This window comes from Mycobacterium sp. ACS4054, assembly GCF_001667275.1.
Lineage (GTDB): Bacteria > Actinomycetota > Actinomycetes > Mycobacteriales > Mycobacteriaceae > Mycobacterium.
Window position 1 is genome coordinate 21,219 of sequence record NZ_LZHV01000071.1, and the last position, 15,162, is coordinate 36,380.

General features: G+C 67.3%; 17 protein-coding genes. 9 read left to right on the top strand and 8 right to left on the bottom strand.

Annotated elements, in window-relative coordinates; translation table 11 throughout:
- Positions 1-2: 2 nt before the first annotated feature.
- Positions 3-1,382, top strand: coding sequence for a hypothetical protein (locus A5730_RS25270; RefSeq protein WP_231994772.1), 1,380 nt, complete (start codon positions 3-5; stop codon positions 1,380-1,382).
- Between the two features lie 8 nt (positions 1,383-1,390).
- Here the strand turns inward: A5730_RS25270 and A5730_RS22450 are convergent, their stop codons facing one another.
- From A5730_RS22450 to A5730_RS22465, 4 genes are all read right to left on the bottom strand, one after another.
- Positions 1,391-1,876: a hypothetical protein gene (locus tag A5730_RS22450; RefSeq protein WP_197506325.1), complete on the bottom strand. Its 486-nt coding sequence runs from the start codon at positions 1,874-1,876 to the stop codon at positions 1,391-1,393.
- Between the two features lie 77 nt (positions 1,877-1,953).
- Positions 1,954-3,594 carry a DUF4185 domain-containing protein gene (locus A5730_RS22455; RefSeq protein ID WP_067905452.1) on the bottom strand — a complete coding sequence of 547 codons (1,641 nt, stop codon included), beginning with the start codon at positions 3,592-3,594 and terminating at the stop codon, positions 1,954-1,956.
- Between the two features lie 121 nt (positions 3,595-3,715).
- Positions 3,716-4,849 (bottom strand): 1,4-beta-xylanase, encoded by a 1,134-nt coding sequence (locus A5730_RS22460; protein ID WP_067905454.1) that lies wholly within the window; start codon positions 4,847-4,849, stop codon positions 3,716-3,718.
- A 116-nt stretch (positions 4,850-4,965) separates the two neighbouring features.
- Positions 4,966-5,394 (bottom strand): TM2 domain-containing protein, encoded by a 429-nt coding sequence (locus A5730_RS22465; protein WP_067905456.1) that lies wholly within the window; start codon positions 5,392-5,394, stop codon positions 4,966-4,968.
- A 129-nt stretch (positions 5,395-5,523) separates the two neighbouring features.
- On the opposite strand from A5730_RS22465, the gene A5730_RS22470 reads away from it, so the two are divergent.
- The 8 genes from A5730_RS22470 (at position 5,524) to A5730_RS22505 (ending at position 12,167) form a co-directional block, all read left to right on the top strand.
- On the top strand, positions 5,524-5,856 hold the full coding sequence (locus tag A5730_RS22470) for a PE domain-containing protein (RefSeq protein ID WP_067905458.1): 333 nt from the start codon (positions 5,524-5,526) through the stop codon (positions 5,854-5,856).
- An 86-nt stretch (positions 5,857-5,942) separates the two neighbouring features.
- Positions 5,943-6,329 (top strand): DUF2237 family protein, encoded by a 387-nt coding sequence (locus A5730_RS22475; protein WP_067905461.1) that lies wholly within the window; start codon positions 5,943-5,945, stop codon positions 6,327-6,329.
- Between the two features lie 71 nt (positions 6,330-6,400).
- Complete coding sequence (locus tag A5730_RS22480) at positions 6,401-7,663, top strand: sulfotransferase (protein WP_067905463.1); 1,263 nt, start codon at positions 6,401-6,403, stop codon at positions 7,661-7,663.
- Between the two features lie 18 nt (positions 7,664-7,681).
- Entirely contained in the window at positions 7,682-8,923 is a 1,242-nt protein-coding gene (locus A5730_RS22485) for an MBL fold metallo-hydrolase (RefSeq protein WP_067905465.1), read from the top strand.
- Positions 8,920-9,669, top strand: coding sequence for an SDR family NAD(P)-dependent oxidoreductase (locus A5730_RS22490; protein WP_067905467.1), 750 nt, complete (start codon positions 8,920-8,922; stop codon positions 9,667-9,669). Before A5730_RS22485 ends, A5730_RS22490 begins: the two co-directional genes overlap by 4 nt.
- A 15-nt stretch (positions 9,670-9,684) precedes the next feature.
- A complete protein-coding gene (locus A5730_RS22495; protein WP_067905469.1) occupies positions 9,685-10,164 on the top strand; it encodes a VOC family protein in 480 nt (159 codons plus the stop codon).
- Between the two features lies 1 nt (position 10,165).
- A complete protein-coding gene (locus tag A5730_RS22500) occupies positions 10,166-11,131 on the top strand; it encodes an LLM class flavin-dependent oxidoreductase (RefSeq protein WP_067905472.1) in 966 nt (321 codons plus the stop codon).
- 49 nt (positions 11,132-11,180) lie between these two features.
- Positions 11,181-12,167, top strand: coding sequence for a D-2-hydroxyacid dehydrogenase family protein (locus A5730_RS22505; protein ID WP_067905548.1), 987 nt, complete (start codon positions 11,181-11,183; stop codon positions 12,165-12,167).
- On the opposite strand, the gene A5730_RS22510 is transcribed toward A5730_RS22505, so the two are convergent.
- From A5730_RS22510 to A5730_RS22525, 4 genes are read right to left on the bottom strand one after another with little or no spacing between them, the layout of a single operon-like run.
- Positions 12,168-12,782, bottom strand: coding sequence for a TetR family transcriptional regulator (locus A5730_RS22510; RefSeq protein ID WP_067905474.1), 615 nt, complete (start codon positions 12,780-12,782; stop codon positions 12,168-12,170).
- Positions 12,779-13,552: an SDR family NAD(P)-dependent oxidoreductase gene (locus tag A5730_RS22515; protein WP_067905476.1), complete on the bottom strand. Its 774-nt coding sequence runs from the start codon at positions 13,550-13,552 to the stop codon at positions 12,779-12,781. Before A5730_RS22515 ends, A5730_RS22510 begins: the two co-directional genes overlap by 4 nt.
- Complete coding sequence (locus tag A5730_RS22520; RefSeq protein ID WP_067905478.1) at positions 13,549-14,049, bottom strand: VOC family protein; 501 nt, start codon at positions 14,047-14,049, stop codon at positions 13,549-13,551. The genes A5730_RS22515 and A5730_RS22520 overlap by 4 nt, the downstream gene beginning before the upstream one ends.
- A complete protein-coding gene (locus A5730_RS22525) occupies positions 14,046-15,125 on the bottom strand; it encodes a dihydrodipicolinate reductase (protein WP_067905480.1) in 1,080 nt (359 codons plus the stop codon). Before A5730_RS22525 ends, A5730_RS22520 begins: the two co-directional genes overlap by 4 nt.
- Positions 15,126-15,162: the final 37 nt, after the last annotated feature.

Genomic DNA, 15,162 nt, shown 5'->3' on the forward strand with positions numbered 1-15,162 from the left:
TCGTGACGTCGGCTGGTCGCGGTTTCCTCGGTGCGGTGATCGCCGCGGCGCTCGTGTTGACCGGGGGCGCTTGCACCAACCAAAAGCATGAATCGCAGTCCAGTCCGGCCACACTCTCGGCCGCGCCGGCCGCGACGGGGGATTGCGCTCCAGATCGGTTGGCGCGCTGCGTACCCGGGCTGAGTGACGTCGAGGACAACTTGTTCGGCGGCGTCAGCGTCTACGAGGCCCATCCGGGCTTCGGGGCCGAACCGCCCTTTCCGGGCCGCGGGTCCGCGCCCGAAGACTGCCAACGGCTGCCACGCTTCGGGGCGACCGACAAACCGGAAGTCGATGTGGAATACAACCAGGCTACGGACGCCAATGGGGGTTCGGTCAGCAAGCGATTCGCCGCCCACGACGCCGACGTCGTCCGGGTCCGCCTTACCGTCGCAAGCGACGGTGACGACGTCACCGGCGCGATGGCCGCGTGGTCTCAGCACTGCCCCATGTGGGCCGTCGCCCATCCGATCGACAGCGCCGGCAGCCAAGGTTGGCTGGTCGGCGAATCGAGCGCCGCGCTGACCCAGTATCAAGCGGGGGACACCGGCCAATGGCCCTCCGTCGTCAACATGGCGGCGACGGTGCTTCCCAACCGGGTGATCGTGCAGGCCTGGTACCGGACACCCGATCCGTCGCGGGCCTCGCGTGACCAACTCTTGTCGGGATTGATCGGCGCGGCCGGTCATCCCCGGCCGCGCTCGGCGCTGCCGCCCATGCTCGCCGACTGGAATCAGGCGCAAATCTCGACGCTGCTGCCGGCGCTGGCGGTGGACATCGCCATATCAACCGCTTCCAACGACAACGCCAGCCTCGCAGCCGATCCGGGTGGCGCGTCGTGGTCGCTCTGCCCGTCCGCCGGCCACGTCCCCATCCCGCGGTACGACCCCCTGGCGGGCTGGCAGAACTTCGACCCGTCGAAGTGGGACAACGCCGGGAAACCGCCACGACCCAAGGTGACGATCGCCCGGCCGCATGCGGGCGACGACTTCGTGGCCGATCTGCGGCGCGAGGTCGGCACATGTTCGGCGCATCTGGGCGAGAAGCCCCCAGTCTGTGCCGACCGAGAGAATCATCAAGCACTGCAAGCGGATTCGGCTGTCGCCGAAGGCGAGGACACGGTGCGGCTCACGCATCAGTGGATGCGGGAGGTCGAGGTACGCGGGCATGCCCAATGTGGCGAGGGCATCGAGGCGCTGAGGGTCACCCAGGTGCGGGGGCTGATCGTCATCAGCAGCTCGAGCGTGGGCGGGTGGCTGTTCAATGGGGACGCGCCGCCCCTGCCGCTGAATACTCTCGACGAGCTTCTCGCCAAGACCGTACGCACAATCAAGGCCGCGTGAAACAGGCTTTACACGTGGGGCAGCCAGCCGGAGCCGCGCGGTGAGAGCACGAAGCCACGCCCCTGCGGATCCTTGCACGCGGTCGTCCCCGAATCGTCGACCCCGCAGACGAAGCCATTCACGGTAAGCGAGTGGGCGGGGGGAAGCGTCTTGACAGGCTGTCCGGCGATCACGCGCGACGGTTCGCCGCCGCTCGTCTGATTGAGCCCGCTCGTGGTGCCGATCCAATTGACGCCGGTGATCCCGGATTCGGGGTTTGACGCCGCCGGCGGTATGTCCGGCAAGTTGTTCCCACTGCACGATGCCTGATCGAGCGTGAACTTGCAGACGATGCCGTCTGGCGTGAGGAAATACACCGTGGGTAACGGTTGCCGTCCCGGATTCGGCACCAGGATCTCGTAGTCCTTAGCATTGGCGGGCGTGTCCTTGCTGAGGTCGGGAAAGCTGGGAGCGTCGGCGTGCGCCGTGCCTGCCGCTGTCAACGCCGCGCCCATGACTGCGCTGAAGCCGGTGATTGTCTTTGCGATCATGATGTTCCTCTCCGACGCGTAGGGCCCCTCATCTCAGGTGCTCACTGGAACGGGTTGACTTGTAATTCTCGAGTCAGATAGGGCATGCCGACCGGCACCCCGCTACTGTCCTTCCCCGTATTCCATTGACTTACAAGCACTTTGAGGTCATCCAGTGTTGAGCCGGGCATGATGTACCCACCGTACGGCTGGGGCAGGAACTTCGGTGCAACCGGATCGCCATTCTGCGCCACAATCGTAGTCGGCACGTTGCCGAAGATACCCGTCGGATTCGACCCGACCCGCACTTCCATGCGGCCGCCCTGGGCGTCGACATTGAAACCGGACAAGACCGGCTTACCACCGATTTCACGGAAGCTGAGTTCGCCGTAGCGGTCAGTGGTTACGGGTGCGGCTGGTTGGCCGGACTGTCCCCAGGAGTTCCCGGTCCACGGTTGCCAGCTGCTGCGATCGAACACCTTGTCCGGATCCGCCCGATACATGGTGACGCCCCGGCTGCGGTCGAAGGAATCCGCCGCGATGTATACCTTGCCGTCCGACCCTTTGTAGCCGCTGACTTGGCTGGGCGCGTCTGTCGCGGCCCGGAAGGAGCCCGGCACCATCGTCCACCCCTTGCCGGGGTCGCCGTTTACTTCCACCAGCCACGAACCCGCCGGCTGAAGGTCCCCTTTGGTGCCGGTCACCATCATGTAGGTCTTGTTCCCAAGCGTGATCGTCCCGGCGGGCAGCGTGTCGGTGATTCCCGCCTTGACCGCCTCGGACGGCATCGTGAACAGCTCGTGACCGCTGCCTTCCGGTCCGGTCAGTGGCGCGCCGAAATGCGGTCGTCCGTCGGCATCGAAGGTCACCGGCACGGCGACGGACCGGTAATGCTGGCCGTCGCCAACCTTGTTGCCGGAGAACGAATCCCCGAAGATTGCGAGAAACTTCCCGGGCTGCCCGGGCACCTCGACGATCTCCCCGAGGTCCGCCGCTCCGATCCCCGGGATGCCGGGTACGCCTCCTGTCCCGGCAATCGGGCCCAAGTCGCGGACCTCACCGCGCAGCGGACGCTCCATCGTGTCGTCGACGGGTGGGGGCGGGTCGTAACCCTCGGTGTGCAACGAGCCCAGCGCTTTGTGCAAGGTGTCGGAGTACGCGTTGCGGATCGATTCCATCTGCTTGAGGGCATCGCGGACGTCGTCTACGGCGTCGGCATGCGCAAGTTTGATCAGGTTCTCGAGGGCGGCGCGGTCTTTCGCGGAAAGGCTGCGATCCTCCAAATCCTTCTTCGCCGCTCCGATGATCTTGTCGAGCACCTGCAGCTGGTGGTCCAAGGCGGCGATCTCTGCGGTGCCTTGCTTTTGCGCGTCGGCCAACGCGGCGGCGATGGTTTCCAGGTCCGCGCCGATCTTGGGCAACTGCTCGGACTGCTCGCCGAGGGCCTTCGTCACCCGCTGTACCTCGGCGGAGTCGTTGATCGGATTGTCGCCGTTCTGGTGGTTCCACGACGCCTCGAAGCGTTTTCTGGCTTGCTCGAAGGCGTGGTCGGCTTCGACCGTGTGTCGGCCGGCGCCATGGAAGGCCTCCGCGAGACGTGAGATCTGAAACGGGCTTCCGGCCTGGAGGCTGTGGTTGATCGCCCAGGGATCGCCGCCGGCTGCGCCGATCAACTCCGCTTCGCTCAAGTTTGCCAGCGTCATCGCACCGTCAGCGGTTACTCAACGCCACAAACATCGCCGCCCCCTTCTACGGGGCAAGCCTATACCGCATTCGCGCTGGTCGAGGACGTAATTGGACCGCTCAGCCCCGCCAGAGCCCCGCTCAGGCCTGGCTGCCGGCCAGCTTTCGGGTCGTCAGCGCCTCGGTGTCCTGGAACGGCCGGCCGTCGGGCCGCAGCAAGTCGTGGAACCAGACCTTCGGGATCGCCGTGTACGGGTGGTCCCACGATTCCCACGGAAAGTAGGTCTGCGTTTTGCCCGCGACCAGGCCCCAGTTGATGGCACCGACGTTGTGCCGCTTGGCCACCGGGAGGATTCCCTCCACCGTGCTGCCTCTGGGCCGGGCCATGTACTCGGTGCACAGGATCGGCCTCCCCAGCGGGGCAAGCTCGCCGATCCGGTTCTCGAAGCCCGCGGGATCTGCGTAGGAATGGAACGTGATCACGTCGGCGTTGGCCAGCTGAATGTCGCTAATTGCGCTGCGGCCCTGGGGTTGTCCCCAGTCGCCGCGCCACACGCCGCTGGTGAGCGGCTGACTCGGATCCACCGCGCGCGCCCAACGGAACACCTGGGGGAGCAGGTTGGCGACCAACTGATCCTTGTCGCTGCGCTCGACGTTGCGATACTGGCGCGCGGGGTTGTCGGGCTCGTTCCACAGGTCCCAACCGAGAACGCGGTCGTCGCTGCGGAACTGGGTCAGCACCGCGGTGACGTAGTCGCGCATGACGCCGGCGTAGCGGGGATCACCCAGCCGTTCGGCCCCGGGGCTCTGCACCCAGCCGGAGTTGTGCACCCCGGGCGTCGGGGCCCGCTGCCGGCCCGCCTTGGGGGCGGGGTCCCAGCACGAGTCGAAGAAGACGAACAGCGGCTTGATGCGATGCCGCGCGGCGATGTCGACGAACTGCGCCAGCCGCGTCTGGAAGCCGCGCTGATCCTGGGCCCACAGCTGATCGTGCAGGAACACCCGCGCGGTGTTGTGCCCGTAGAACCGGGCCCAGCCGAGCTCAGCGTCGATGCGACGGGGGTCGTAGGTGTCGGCCTGGAACATCTCGAGTTGGTTGATGGCGTTGGAGGTGATGTAGTTCGATCCGACGAGGAAACCTTGCGCCTGATACCAGCGGTTGGCGCGGTCGGCGGGCCACCGGCCCGCTTCCTCGGCGGAGGCGCGGGGCGCTCGCGCCAGCGCGGTGCCAGCCGCCAGGAAAAGTGGCAGCTTGAGGGCCGTTCGTCGTTGCACGATGTGACGATAAATTTCCCCGGCGATTTCCCCGGGATTTGCTCAGCGCGTCGCGCCAGCTTGACGTGGGAATTGTTATCGCCTCGTCACCCGGCGCCCATCGGAGCGGTTCCCGGCTAGCGCAACTTGCGGCCGTACTTGTCGGTGACGCTGCCGGTGAACATCATGATGGCGTCGACGATGCCCCAAATCATGCCGGCGAGCAGCACCGGGAAACCCACGAAGCAAAACAGTGTGAACAGAAACCCGAACAGGCCCAGACACAGCTGCGCGACGGCGATTTGAGTCGAGTCGAGATAGAAGCGGCCGACCCCGAACGACCCGAAGAACAGCTGCAGCAGGCCGGCCGTCGAGGCCGACTTATCCGACAGCGGCTGGCCGGTGACGGGATCCCGCCCGTACGGCGCATGGGGATCGCCGTATCCGGGGTAGCTCCCATACGGATAGCCGGGATAGGGCTGCGGCGGCGGAAACCCCGGAGGCGGCGGCCGCCAGCCTCCGGGCGGTTCGCCGGACGGGTCTCCGGGCGGGTTCGGCGTCGACATTGGCCCGAGTTAACTCTCGTGCCGGCGCCGCGTCTACTTAGCGGTTTCTCAGCAAAAGTTTGGTATAGGCATAGTTGCCTAATGCTACTATCGCCACACGACATCGTCGGATGTGTGGAGGAGGGGCCCGTGCAGGCATTGTCGTTCGACCCGGCCGCCGCCAACATCGGGTCCGACGTTGTCCGCGGCGCCCTGCAAGGCCTGCAGGCCGGTGTGACGGCTTCGCCCTCGACCACCGCGTTGGTGCCCGCCGGGGCCGACGAGGTGTCGGCGCAGGCGGCCCTCGCTTTCGCCGCCGAGGCCACCGCCTTCTTGGCGCTGCACACGGCCGCCCAGGAAGAGCTGGTCCGAACGGGCACGGCGGTGGTCGACATCGCCCGGATGTACTCGGAGGTCGACGCCGCGGCGGCCGGCGGCGTGCTCGGCATCCGCCCGCCGGGCACCTACCGGATGGCCGGATAGGCGGCCGCCCGGGCGGGACAAATTCGCGCCCGCGGAGACGGCAAAGTTACTTCAAACTTCACCCCCGGGAGCGCGATACTGAAGGGGTGCCCGAGCGAAACGTGTTAGGCGGTCCCCTGGAACCGTGCGGCACAGAGCCACTGACCGGCTACTACCGCGACGGCTGTTGCTCGACGGGCACTGAGGATCTGGGCCGGCACACGATCTGCGCGGTCATGACGACCGAATTCCTGGAGCATCAGCGCTCGATCGGCAACGACTTGCTGACGCCGGTGCCCGAATACCGCTTCCCCGGATTGCTGCCCGGCGATCGTTGGTGCGTCACGGCGCTGAACTGGCTTCGGGCGCACCAGGATGGCTGTGCCGCACCGGTGGTCCTGGCCTCGACGCACGAGCGCACCCTCGAGGTGGTGCCCCTAGAGGCGTTGCAGGAACACAAGGTCGACGTGCCCGACGACTTGGCGAACCTGTAGGGACCACGGCGGATCCACGCCTGGCGCCTGTGTCATATTTCTCTTCGACGACGCGTCGAAAAGAGGATCCGGTGGGCTCTGCCGTGGACGACATCGACTTCGACGATCTGACCGCGCCCAAGCTCACCGACGTTCAACGCCAAATCCTGGAATTCACCGAGGCCAAAGCCGTCGACTTCGACGTCGACCGGATGCTCGGCGAGGCCGTCGAACAGGCGGGAGTCAATGACCTCGACGACTTCGACGGCTTCGGTGATCGGCTCACCGCGCACGTCGCGGCGATAGAAGGCGACGAGGGCCTGCGCCAGCTCACCCGATCCACCCTGCGGCAACGCGTCGTGCGCTTGCTGCGCAACCGGTTGTCGCTGACCGAGCTCCTCAAGCGGTATCCCGAAATCGAAACCATCGCTATCGAGAAGCCGTTCATCGTCGTGGGGATGCCCCGATCGGGCACCACCCACCTGGTGAATCTCATTGCCGCCGATCCCCGCCGCCGGGCGCTGCCGTACTGGGAGAGCCAGGAGCCCATCCCCGCCCGCGGGCAGGGGCCCGACATCGACGGGATCGACCCCCGGTACGCGCGAGCCAAATCCGAGCACGACGCGCTCATGGTCAGCGCCCCGGTGGTGGCCGCCATGCACGACCGGTTCCCGGAGGCGATCGAAGAAGAAGTCGAGCTCCTCGACCTCGATCTGGCCGGCTACGTCCTGGAATGGCATGCGCGCGTGCCGGACTGGCGCGACTACTACCTGAGCCTGGATCAGACCCGGCACTACGCATACCTGCGGAAAGTGCTGCAGGCGTTGACGTTTCTGCGGGGGCCGCGGACCTGGGTGCTGAAGAGCCCGCAGCACTGCGAACAACTCGGCCCGCTCATGGCGACGTTTCCCGATGCGACGGTGGCATTCACACACCGTGACCCCGTGGCGGTGATCCAATCGGCGATCACCATGATGGCCTACTCCGATCGGCTCCGCCGAACCAGCATCGACCCGGACTGGTTGCTGGACTACTGGAGCGATCGGGTGCGCCGGCTGCTCGGCGCATGCGTGCGCGACCGCGAGCTGGTGCCGGCCGAACGCAGCATCGACATCGGCTTCCACCAGCTCAACGGCAACGAAATGGCAATCCTCGAACGGCTTTACGCGTGCGGCGATGTCGAGTTGACCCCGAAGGTGCGTAAACGGTTCGAGAAATACCTCGACGGCAACCCCCGCGGCAAGCACGGCCGCATCCGCTACGACCTGCACCGGCACTTCGGCATCACGGCCGACGAGCTGCGCGCGCGATTCGGCTTCTACTTCGACAAGTTCGACGTCCATGCCGAGACCTGACCGGAGGGCCACCCAGCGATGACTTTCGAACCGGTCTACCGCGGCCGGCCCGGCGCCGACGCCATGCGGCCCGCCGTTGCCGAACGGGCGGAGGAGATCGCGCCCGGGCTGTGGTGCTCGCCGGGGCTCTCGAATTCCTACCTGCTCACCACCAACGAGGGCCGGGTGATCGTCAACACCGGCATGGGTTTCGAGGGGCCGGTGCATCGCGCGAACTTCGACGCCGTCGACCCGTCGCCGGTGCGCTACATCATCTTCACCCAGGGCCACGTCGACCACGTCGGCGGTTTGGACAGCGTGCGCGACCCGGAGACAATCGTCGTCGCGCAAGCCAACTGGACGTTGTGGCGCGACGACAACGAACGTCTCATCCCGTATCGCGCCAGCCGTAGCGCGTTCGCGTTCAAGGACACCCTGGCGGCCGGCATCCAGGCGATCCAGCGGCGCCTGGGCGTCACCCGGTTGGCCGGCCAAAGCGTTCCCGTCGTCGACCTCGACTTCGAGGACAGCATGACCCTGTCGGTCGGCGGCCGTCGGATGGAACTGATCTCGGTGCCCGGCGGTGAGACGACCGACTCCCTGGTGATCTGGTTGCCGGATGAGCGGATCTGCCTGTGCGGCAACACCTTCGGCCCGTTATTCGGCCATATTCCGAATCTGGTCACCATGCGTGGCGACCGGTACCGCGACGCCCTGACCGCCATCGCGTCGGTGGAGCGCGTGCGCGACCTGCGGCCCGACCTCCTGGTCACCGGCCATTTCGGACCCATCGCGGGCGCCGAGCGCATCCATGCGGAGCTGACCCGGCTGAGCGACGCGATCCGGTATGTCCACGACCGGACGGTCGAGGGGATGAACGCCGGCAAGGACGTGCGCACGCTGATGCGCGAGATCACCTTGCCCGCGGAATACGAAGTGGGGCAAGGCTACGGGAAGGTGTCCTGGGATGTGCGGGCCATCTGGGAGAACTACTCCGGCTGGTTTCACCACGAGTCCACGACCGAGCTCTATCCGGTCGGGTTCGACGCCGTGGCCGCCGACGTGGTCGAGCTGGCCGGGGCCGATGAATTGCTGGACCGGGCCCGCGAGCACCTGGCCGGCGGCCGGCCGCTGCAGGCCATTCACCTCGCCGAGCTCGTGGGGTCCGACCAACCGGGGGCGCGCGCCGTGCTGCGGGAGGCCCACGAAAGTCTTCTGGCCGCAAGCACCAATTTCTGGGAAAGCGCCTGGCTCACCAACCAGATAGCGAGGAACTCATGACGGCGAGCGTCAGCTTCGACTTCACCGGGACCACGGCCCTGATCACCGGCGGCACCAGCGGGATCGGGCACGCCACCGCGGTCCTGTTCCGCGACGCCGGGGCTCGTGTCGCCGTCACCGGGACCAAACCGGCGGCGGCCGATTATTCGGCCGACCTGTCCGGCATGGAATACCACAAGCTACAGATCACCGACCCCGGTTCGGTGGACGCGCTGGCCGGGAGGTTCACCACCCTGGACGTGCTCGTCAACAACGCCGGTGCCAATTTCCCTGGCGGCCTTGACGAGTCGAAGCCCGACGGGTTCGAGGCGTCGGTCGCGCTGAACCTCACCGGGCCCTATCGGCTGACGATGGGCCTCTACCGGGCCCTGCGGGCCTCGGCCGCGGCAGGTGGAGCCAGTGTGGTGAACCTGGCGTCGATGTCGGCGCTGCGGGCCGTCCCCCTGGTGCCCGGATACGGCGCCGCAAAGGCCGGGATCGTCTGCATCACCAGAAATCTCGCCGTCAAATGGGCGGCCAAGGGGATCCGGGTCAACGCGGTGGCGCCGGGCGCCGTCGACACCCCGATGACCGCGCCCATGCGCGGCTCCGACGAGTTGATGGAGTCGGAGCTGGCACACATCCCGCTGCGCCGCTTCGGCACCGTCGGCGAGATCGCACCGACGATCGCCTTCTTGTGCACCGAGCAGAGTAGCTACACCAGCGGCGCGGTGTTCGTTGTCGACGCCGCATCGGACTGCGTCTGAAATGCGAGGAACGCCATGGCATTAGCGCTTCGACCCGAAGACCTCTACCACACCGGCATCGTCGTGCCGGACCTCGATGCGGCGATGGAACGCCTGAGCAAGCTGGCCGGCTACCGGTGGATCAGCCCGATGAGTTACACGCTGCCGTTCCGCACCGCGGAAGGCGTCCGGGAACTGACGTCGACCATCGTCTACTCCTTACAAAGCCCGCACCTCGAGTTGGTGCAGGAAGTGCCGGGCAGCCCCTGGGCGGCCGCCCCAGGCAACGCCGTGCACCACCTCGGCTACTTCAGCGACAACCTGGCCGAGAGCGGGCGGGCGCTCGAGGCCAACGGGTTCACCCTGGAGATGACCGCGGAGGTGCCCGGCGCCGACCTCGGCCTATTCGCTTACTACACGGACGATTGGGGCGCCCGCATCGAGATCGTCGACCGCTCGCTGTTTCCCGACTTTCCCGCATTCCTGCAGTCGATGACCGCGCGGGAGGAGGCGTGACGTGCTGCTGACGGTGCTGCGTTTCAACTTCGCCTCCCCGCACGGTGACCCGCGCACCCAGAGCGCGCTGCTCTCCGCCGCGTTGGAGTTGGCGCAATGGGGCGAGTCGCACGGCATCACCTCCGTCAGCGTCGACGAGCACCACGCCACCGGCCAGGGCTGGAGTTGCAATCCGATCATGGCGGCGGCGATGTTCCTCGCCCGCACCTCGACGCTGATCGCCAGCGTGGACTGCGCGCTTGGGCCGCTGTGGAATCCGGTGCGGCTCGCCGAGGACATCGCCCTGGTCGACAACATGAGCCGCGGCCGGCTGCACACCACGGTCGGGCTTGGCTACCGCACGGTCGAATACGAGGCCATGGGAACCGATTTCGCGCAGCGCGGCGCCCTGATGGACGCCCTGCTGGAGCGGATGTTGTCGGTGTGGTCCGACGCCGACGCGGGAATCTGCACCGGCACCTGGACCCGGCCCCATCCACCGCTCTATGTCGGCGGCGGGGCGCGCGCGACGGCGCGGCGGGCGGCGCGATTCCGGCTGCCGCTCAGCCTGGCCGATCACCTGCCCGACGTCGCCGTCTACTATCGCGAGCTGTGCGGCGAGGCCGGCATGACCCCGTTCATTCTGATGCCGGGGCCGGTCAACCGCGGGATGATCTACCTGCACGAGGACCCGGACCGGGCGTGGGCGGAACTGGGTGAGCACATCCTTTGGGAGGCGGTCACTTACGGCGGCTGGTCCACCGACCAACGGTCGCTGATGCATTTGCCCGGCGTGCAGTCGCTGGACGAGGTCCGGGCGTCCGGCAGGTACCGCTTCCTGACGCCCGACGAGTTGATCGCCGAGGTGCGCGACGCCGACAACTACGGCCCCCTGGTGATGCACCCACTCGTCGGTGGCATGCCCGTCGACGAGGCGTGGAAGTCGGTCCAGCTACTCACCGACAAGGTGCTGCCCGCGCTGGGCTGATCACCCCGAAGCTGCCCGCATAGGGTTCAATGGGGTGATGGCGGACCCCATGCCCCGGGTGGCGATACTCGACGACTATGCCGGCGTGGCCCTGCGGCTCGCGGACTGGTCACCGGTGCAAACGCGTTCCCACGTCACCGTTTTCGACCGGCACCTCGCCGAGGAGGAGGCGGCCGACGCGCTGCGGCCGTTCGACGTGATCTGCACCCTGCGCGAGCGAATGGCGCTGCCGCGGACGTTGCTCGAGCGGTTAGAAAACCTGAAGCTGATCACCATCGTGGGCAGGAACCTGCCCAACCTGGACATGGCCGCGGCAACGGAGCTGGGGATTTTGGTCGCCCACAGCGACTTCGCGCATCCCCGATTCCGATCCGTGCACGACGCCACCCCCGAGTTCGCCTGGGGATTGCTGATCGCCACGGTGCGTAACCTGGCCGAGGAACACCGCCGCATGCGAGACGGCGGCTGGCAGTCCACGACGGGTCTCACGCTGTCCGGCAAGACGCTCGGGCTGCTCGGCCTCGGGCGGGTGGGCAGCAGGATGGCCGAATACGCCAAAGTGTTTGGCATGGACGTCATTGCGTGGAGCCAGAACCTCACCGCGGACGCCGCGGCGGCGGTCGGCGCGCGCCGGGTCGAGAAGGCGACGCTGTTCGAGCAGGCCGATGTCGTCTCCATACACGTGGTGCTCTCGGAACGCACCCGAGGGCTGGTGGGCGAACCCGAGTTGGCGCTGATGAAGTCGAGCGCGTACCTGATCAACACCTCGCGGGGGCCGATCGTCGACGAGGCCGCGCTGCTGAGCGCCCTGCGTTCCGGGCGCATCGCCGGCGCCGGCCTCGACGTCTACGACGTCGAACCGCTGCCACCGGATCACCCGTTGCGACTGCTGCAGAATGTGACCCTGTCGCCGCACCTGGGATACGTCACCCGCGAAATGCTCGGCGCCTTCTACGCCGACACGGTGGAGGCGGTGGGCGCCTGGCTGGACGGGACCCCGACCCGAATCGCCAACCCCGAGGCGTCTCGCGCCTGATCAGGTGCGCTTGCGTCTCCAGTGCGGACTCTTGACCGCTTCGAGCGCTTCGGTGACATAGCGGTCCAGCGGCCATTGGCGGCCGGACGGACGCACCCATTGCTGGAAGCCGAAATCCGCTGCGGCGAAGGCGAGTTGGACCAGCAGGCCGGGGCGAATGTCGGTGTCGGGATTCACGCCCATCCGCTCGGCGATCAGCTTGGCCGCGCGCTCCTTGTCGGCGGGCGTGTGCACCGTCACCTTGCGCAGCCGATCCGGGGCAACAAGTAGCGCTTGTCGCCACTCGTCGGTGTCGGCCTGCTCGAACGACCGCGTGCGGGTGACGATGGCGTTGATCAACGCGACGTCCGGCGGCTCGTTGGCCGGCCGCTGCTCGAGCAGGTTGACGATGGCGGCGCCGCCGTGCCGGACGGGCGCGAGCAACAACTCTTCCTTCGCCGGCACGTAACGGAAGAAGGTTCGCGGGGAAACGCCCGCGGCAGCGGCGATTTCCTCCGTTGTCACGGCGTCGTATCCGCGTTCGACGAACAACCGGAACGCCGCGCGCCGGATGTCGGCCCGGATCTGTGCGCGCTGCCGATCGCGCAGCGACTCGCCTCTGGTGGGTGGCGTCACCGGAAGCAGCCGATCCCGCCGTCGACGTGGATGGTCTGTCCGGTGATGAACGAAGAGTCGCCGCCCAGGAGGAACGCCACCAGCGCGCCCACATCGGTGCGAACGTCGCCGATGCGTTTCATCGGAACGCGCCCAACCGCCTTCGCATAATCGTTGGGCGCGAATTGTTTCCACAGCTTGACGCCGTCCGACTCGGCGAACGGGCAGATGACGTTGACCCGGATGTTGTCCCTGCCCCACTCCAGCGCGGCGACCTTCGACAGGCCGCGGATGGCCTCCTTCGCGGCGGCGTAGCCGCCCCACCGGGGCTCGCCGCCGGTGCCCGTGCCCGAACCCAGGTTGACGATCGACCCTCCGCCCGCCTCGACCATCACCGGGTGCACGGCCTGCATGAGCAGAAACGTCGCACGCGGGCCCACGTCGTGCCCGAGCGCGAAATCCTCGGCGGTGATGTCGACGAACGCCTTGGGCTCGTTGGTGGCGATGGCGTTATTGACCAGGCCGTGGACCGCGCCGAACGCGTCGACAGCGGCCGCCACGATGCGTGCGGCGCTGTGCGGGTCGCGCAGGTCCGCGGTCAGCTTCTCGACCCGTCCCATCGAGGACAGCTCGGCGGTCGTCGTGCCGAGCAGCTCGTCCTGAATGTCGACCAGCAGCACCGCCGCGCCGCGTTCCAGGAGCGCCGCGGCGACGCCCTTGCCAACGCCTTGGGCAGCGCCGGTGACGATCGCGACGTGGTCACGCATCGAGGCGGGGTGGCTGTAGGTCATTCGGACGGCCCCATGCGAAGCGGCACGCCGCGGTGCATCTCGTAGGTGCTGCGCGCACCCTCGGGCAGCTCGATGAATTCGACGGGGGTGCCGTCCGGGTCCTTGACGAAAAACATGCGCACCCCGCCGATTTCGAATGGCGGCTGGTCGGGTGTGTAGCCGGCCGCGATGACACGGCGGTGTGTGTCATCGAGGTCGCGCACCGACAGGGACACGTTGTGGATTCCGGTGATGCCGCGACGCGGGGGTTGGTGATTCGGCGGATCGGCGCCCAGCGACAGCAGCTCGACCATCAGCCCGCCCAGCAGGCCGCCCACCACGCGGCCCTCCTGCTTGCGGGTGGCGTGCAGGACCGCGTCGAAAGGCTCACCGGAGACCAGGGTTTCGAACACCACCTCCATGCCGAGCAGCTCACGGTAGAACGCCATGGCGCGGTCCATATCGGTCACCCCGACGACGAGGTGACAGAACGAGACGTCGCCCAGGGCGCCGGTCATGACGACGCGAGGCCGGGAGCCGGGCGGCCGGCGAACAGGGGGAGATCGAGGTAGGTCTTGATTCCGGGTCCGGCGGCGCAGACGTCGGGGATGGCGTTGACGCAATGGTTGGCCGTGGCCACCACGCCCGGGTTTTTCACCAGGCCTTCGGCGATGGTTTCCGGTTGCAGACCCTTGAAGGTGAGGCTCACGGTGGGGTCACCGGTGATCTCGACCTCGAAGCGTTCGCCCCGACCGCCGAAATTCCAGGCGGGTTCCAGGTTTTCCTCGCCCATCAACCAGTTCACCGCCGCGGTGATGACCGGCTCGCCGTCCACCAGGGCCTGCCAGCGGAACCGGCGCGCGGCGACCGTCCCCGTGGTGATCGGGAAGGGGGCATAGTCGATGTCGGCGGTCGCCACCGCGACGTCCTGAATGGTCCTGATGTTCGGGTCGATGCGGAATCCCATGTGATCGGCGATCATTCGGACCGACTGTTTGAAGCCCGCCTCCAGCAGGCTGGCCATGGGCCCCTGCATGGCTTCCTCGGGGGTACCGCCGAAGCCCATGATGTGGCGCACGACGTCCGGGGCGTTGTAGGTGCGGATGTCGGAGAATTCCTCGGCGCGAATGTGGGTGACCGCAGAGGAAAGCGAGGACAGCATGAGTGGGAATCGTTCGGTGATGCCCCCGGGGTGGATCCCCGAGCCGTGCAGGGTCACCCCGGCTTGGGCCGCGGCGTCGGCGACGGCTTGGTGCCGCGCATTGCCCGGGTCGGGGTACACCCAGCCGACGGGGGTGACGACGTTCTTACCGGATCGCAGGATCGCGATGACCTCGTCATCGTTGGGCACCAGGGGGCTGTACACGACACAGTCGGCGTCCAGCGCCAGGATCTCGTCGATGCTCGAGGTCGCGGTGACCCCGAGGTCCTGTGTTCCGAGGATCCGTCCGACGTCCATGCCGTCCTTGCCGGCGCTGTGCACCCAGCACCCGGCCAGCTCCAGCTGCGGATGATTCAGGACGCACGCGATGGCCGCCTTGCCGACGCCCCCGGTCGCCCATTGGATGACGCGGAGCTTGGACGGACCACTCATCAGCTGACCTCCGATTTGCGTGCCTTTACAGGCCAAC

What these genes read in the sequence shown, in the direction of transcription:
- A5730_RS22450 (WP_197506325.1), bottom strand. Translation starts at nt 1,876, where the DNA reads ATGGGCGCGGCGTTGACAGCGGCAGGCACGGCGCACGCCGACGCTCCC.
- A5730_RS22455 (WP_067905452.1), bottom strand. Translation starts at nt 3,594, where the DNA reads ATGACGCTGGCAAACTTGAGCGAAGCGGAGTTGATCGGCGCAGCCGGC.
- A5730_RS22465 (WP_067905456.1), bottom strand. Translation starts at nt 5,394, where the DNA reads ATGTCGACGCCGAACCCGCCCGGAGACCCGTCCGGCGAACCGCCCGGA.
- A5730_RS22485 (WP_067905465.1), top strand. Translation starts at nt 7,682, where the DNA reads ATGACTTTCGAACCGGTCTACCGCGGCCGGCCCGGCGCCGACGCCATG.
- A5730_RS22490 (WP_067905467.1), top strand. Translation starts at nt 8,920, where the DNA reads ATGACGGCGAGCGTCAGCTTCGACTTCACCGGGACCACGGCCCTGATC.
- A5730_RS22495 (WP_067905469.1), top strand. Translation starts at nt 9,685, where the DNA reads ATGGCATTAGCGCTTCGACCCGAAGACCTCTACCACACCGGCATCGTC.
- A5730_RS22505 (WP_067905548.1), top strand. Translation starts at nt 11,181, where the DNA reads ATGCCCCGGGTGGCGATACTCGACGACTATGCCGGCGTGGCCCTGCGG.
- A5730_RS22515 (WP_067905476.1), bottom strand. Translation starts at nt 13,552, where the DNA reads ATGACCTACAGCCACCCCGCCTCGATGCGTGACCACGTCGCGATCGTC.
- A5730_RS22520 (WP_067905478.1), bottom strand. Translation starts at nt 14,049, where the DNA reads ATGACCGGCGCCCTGGGCGACGTCTCGTTCTGTCACCTCGTCGTCGGG.
- A5730_RS22525 (WP_067905480.1), bottom strand. Translation starts at nt 15,125, where the DNA reads ATGAGTGGTCCGTCCAAGCTCCGCGTCATCCAATGGGCGACCGGGGGC.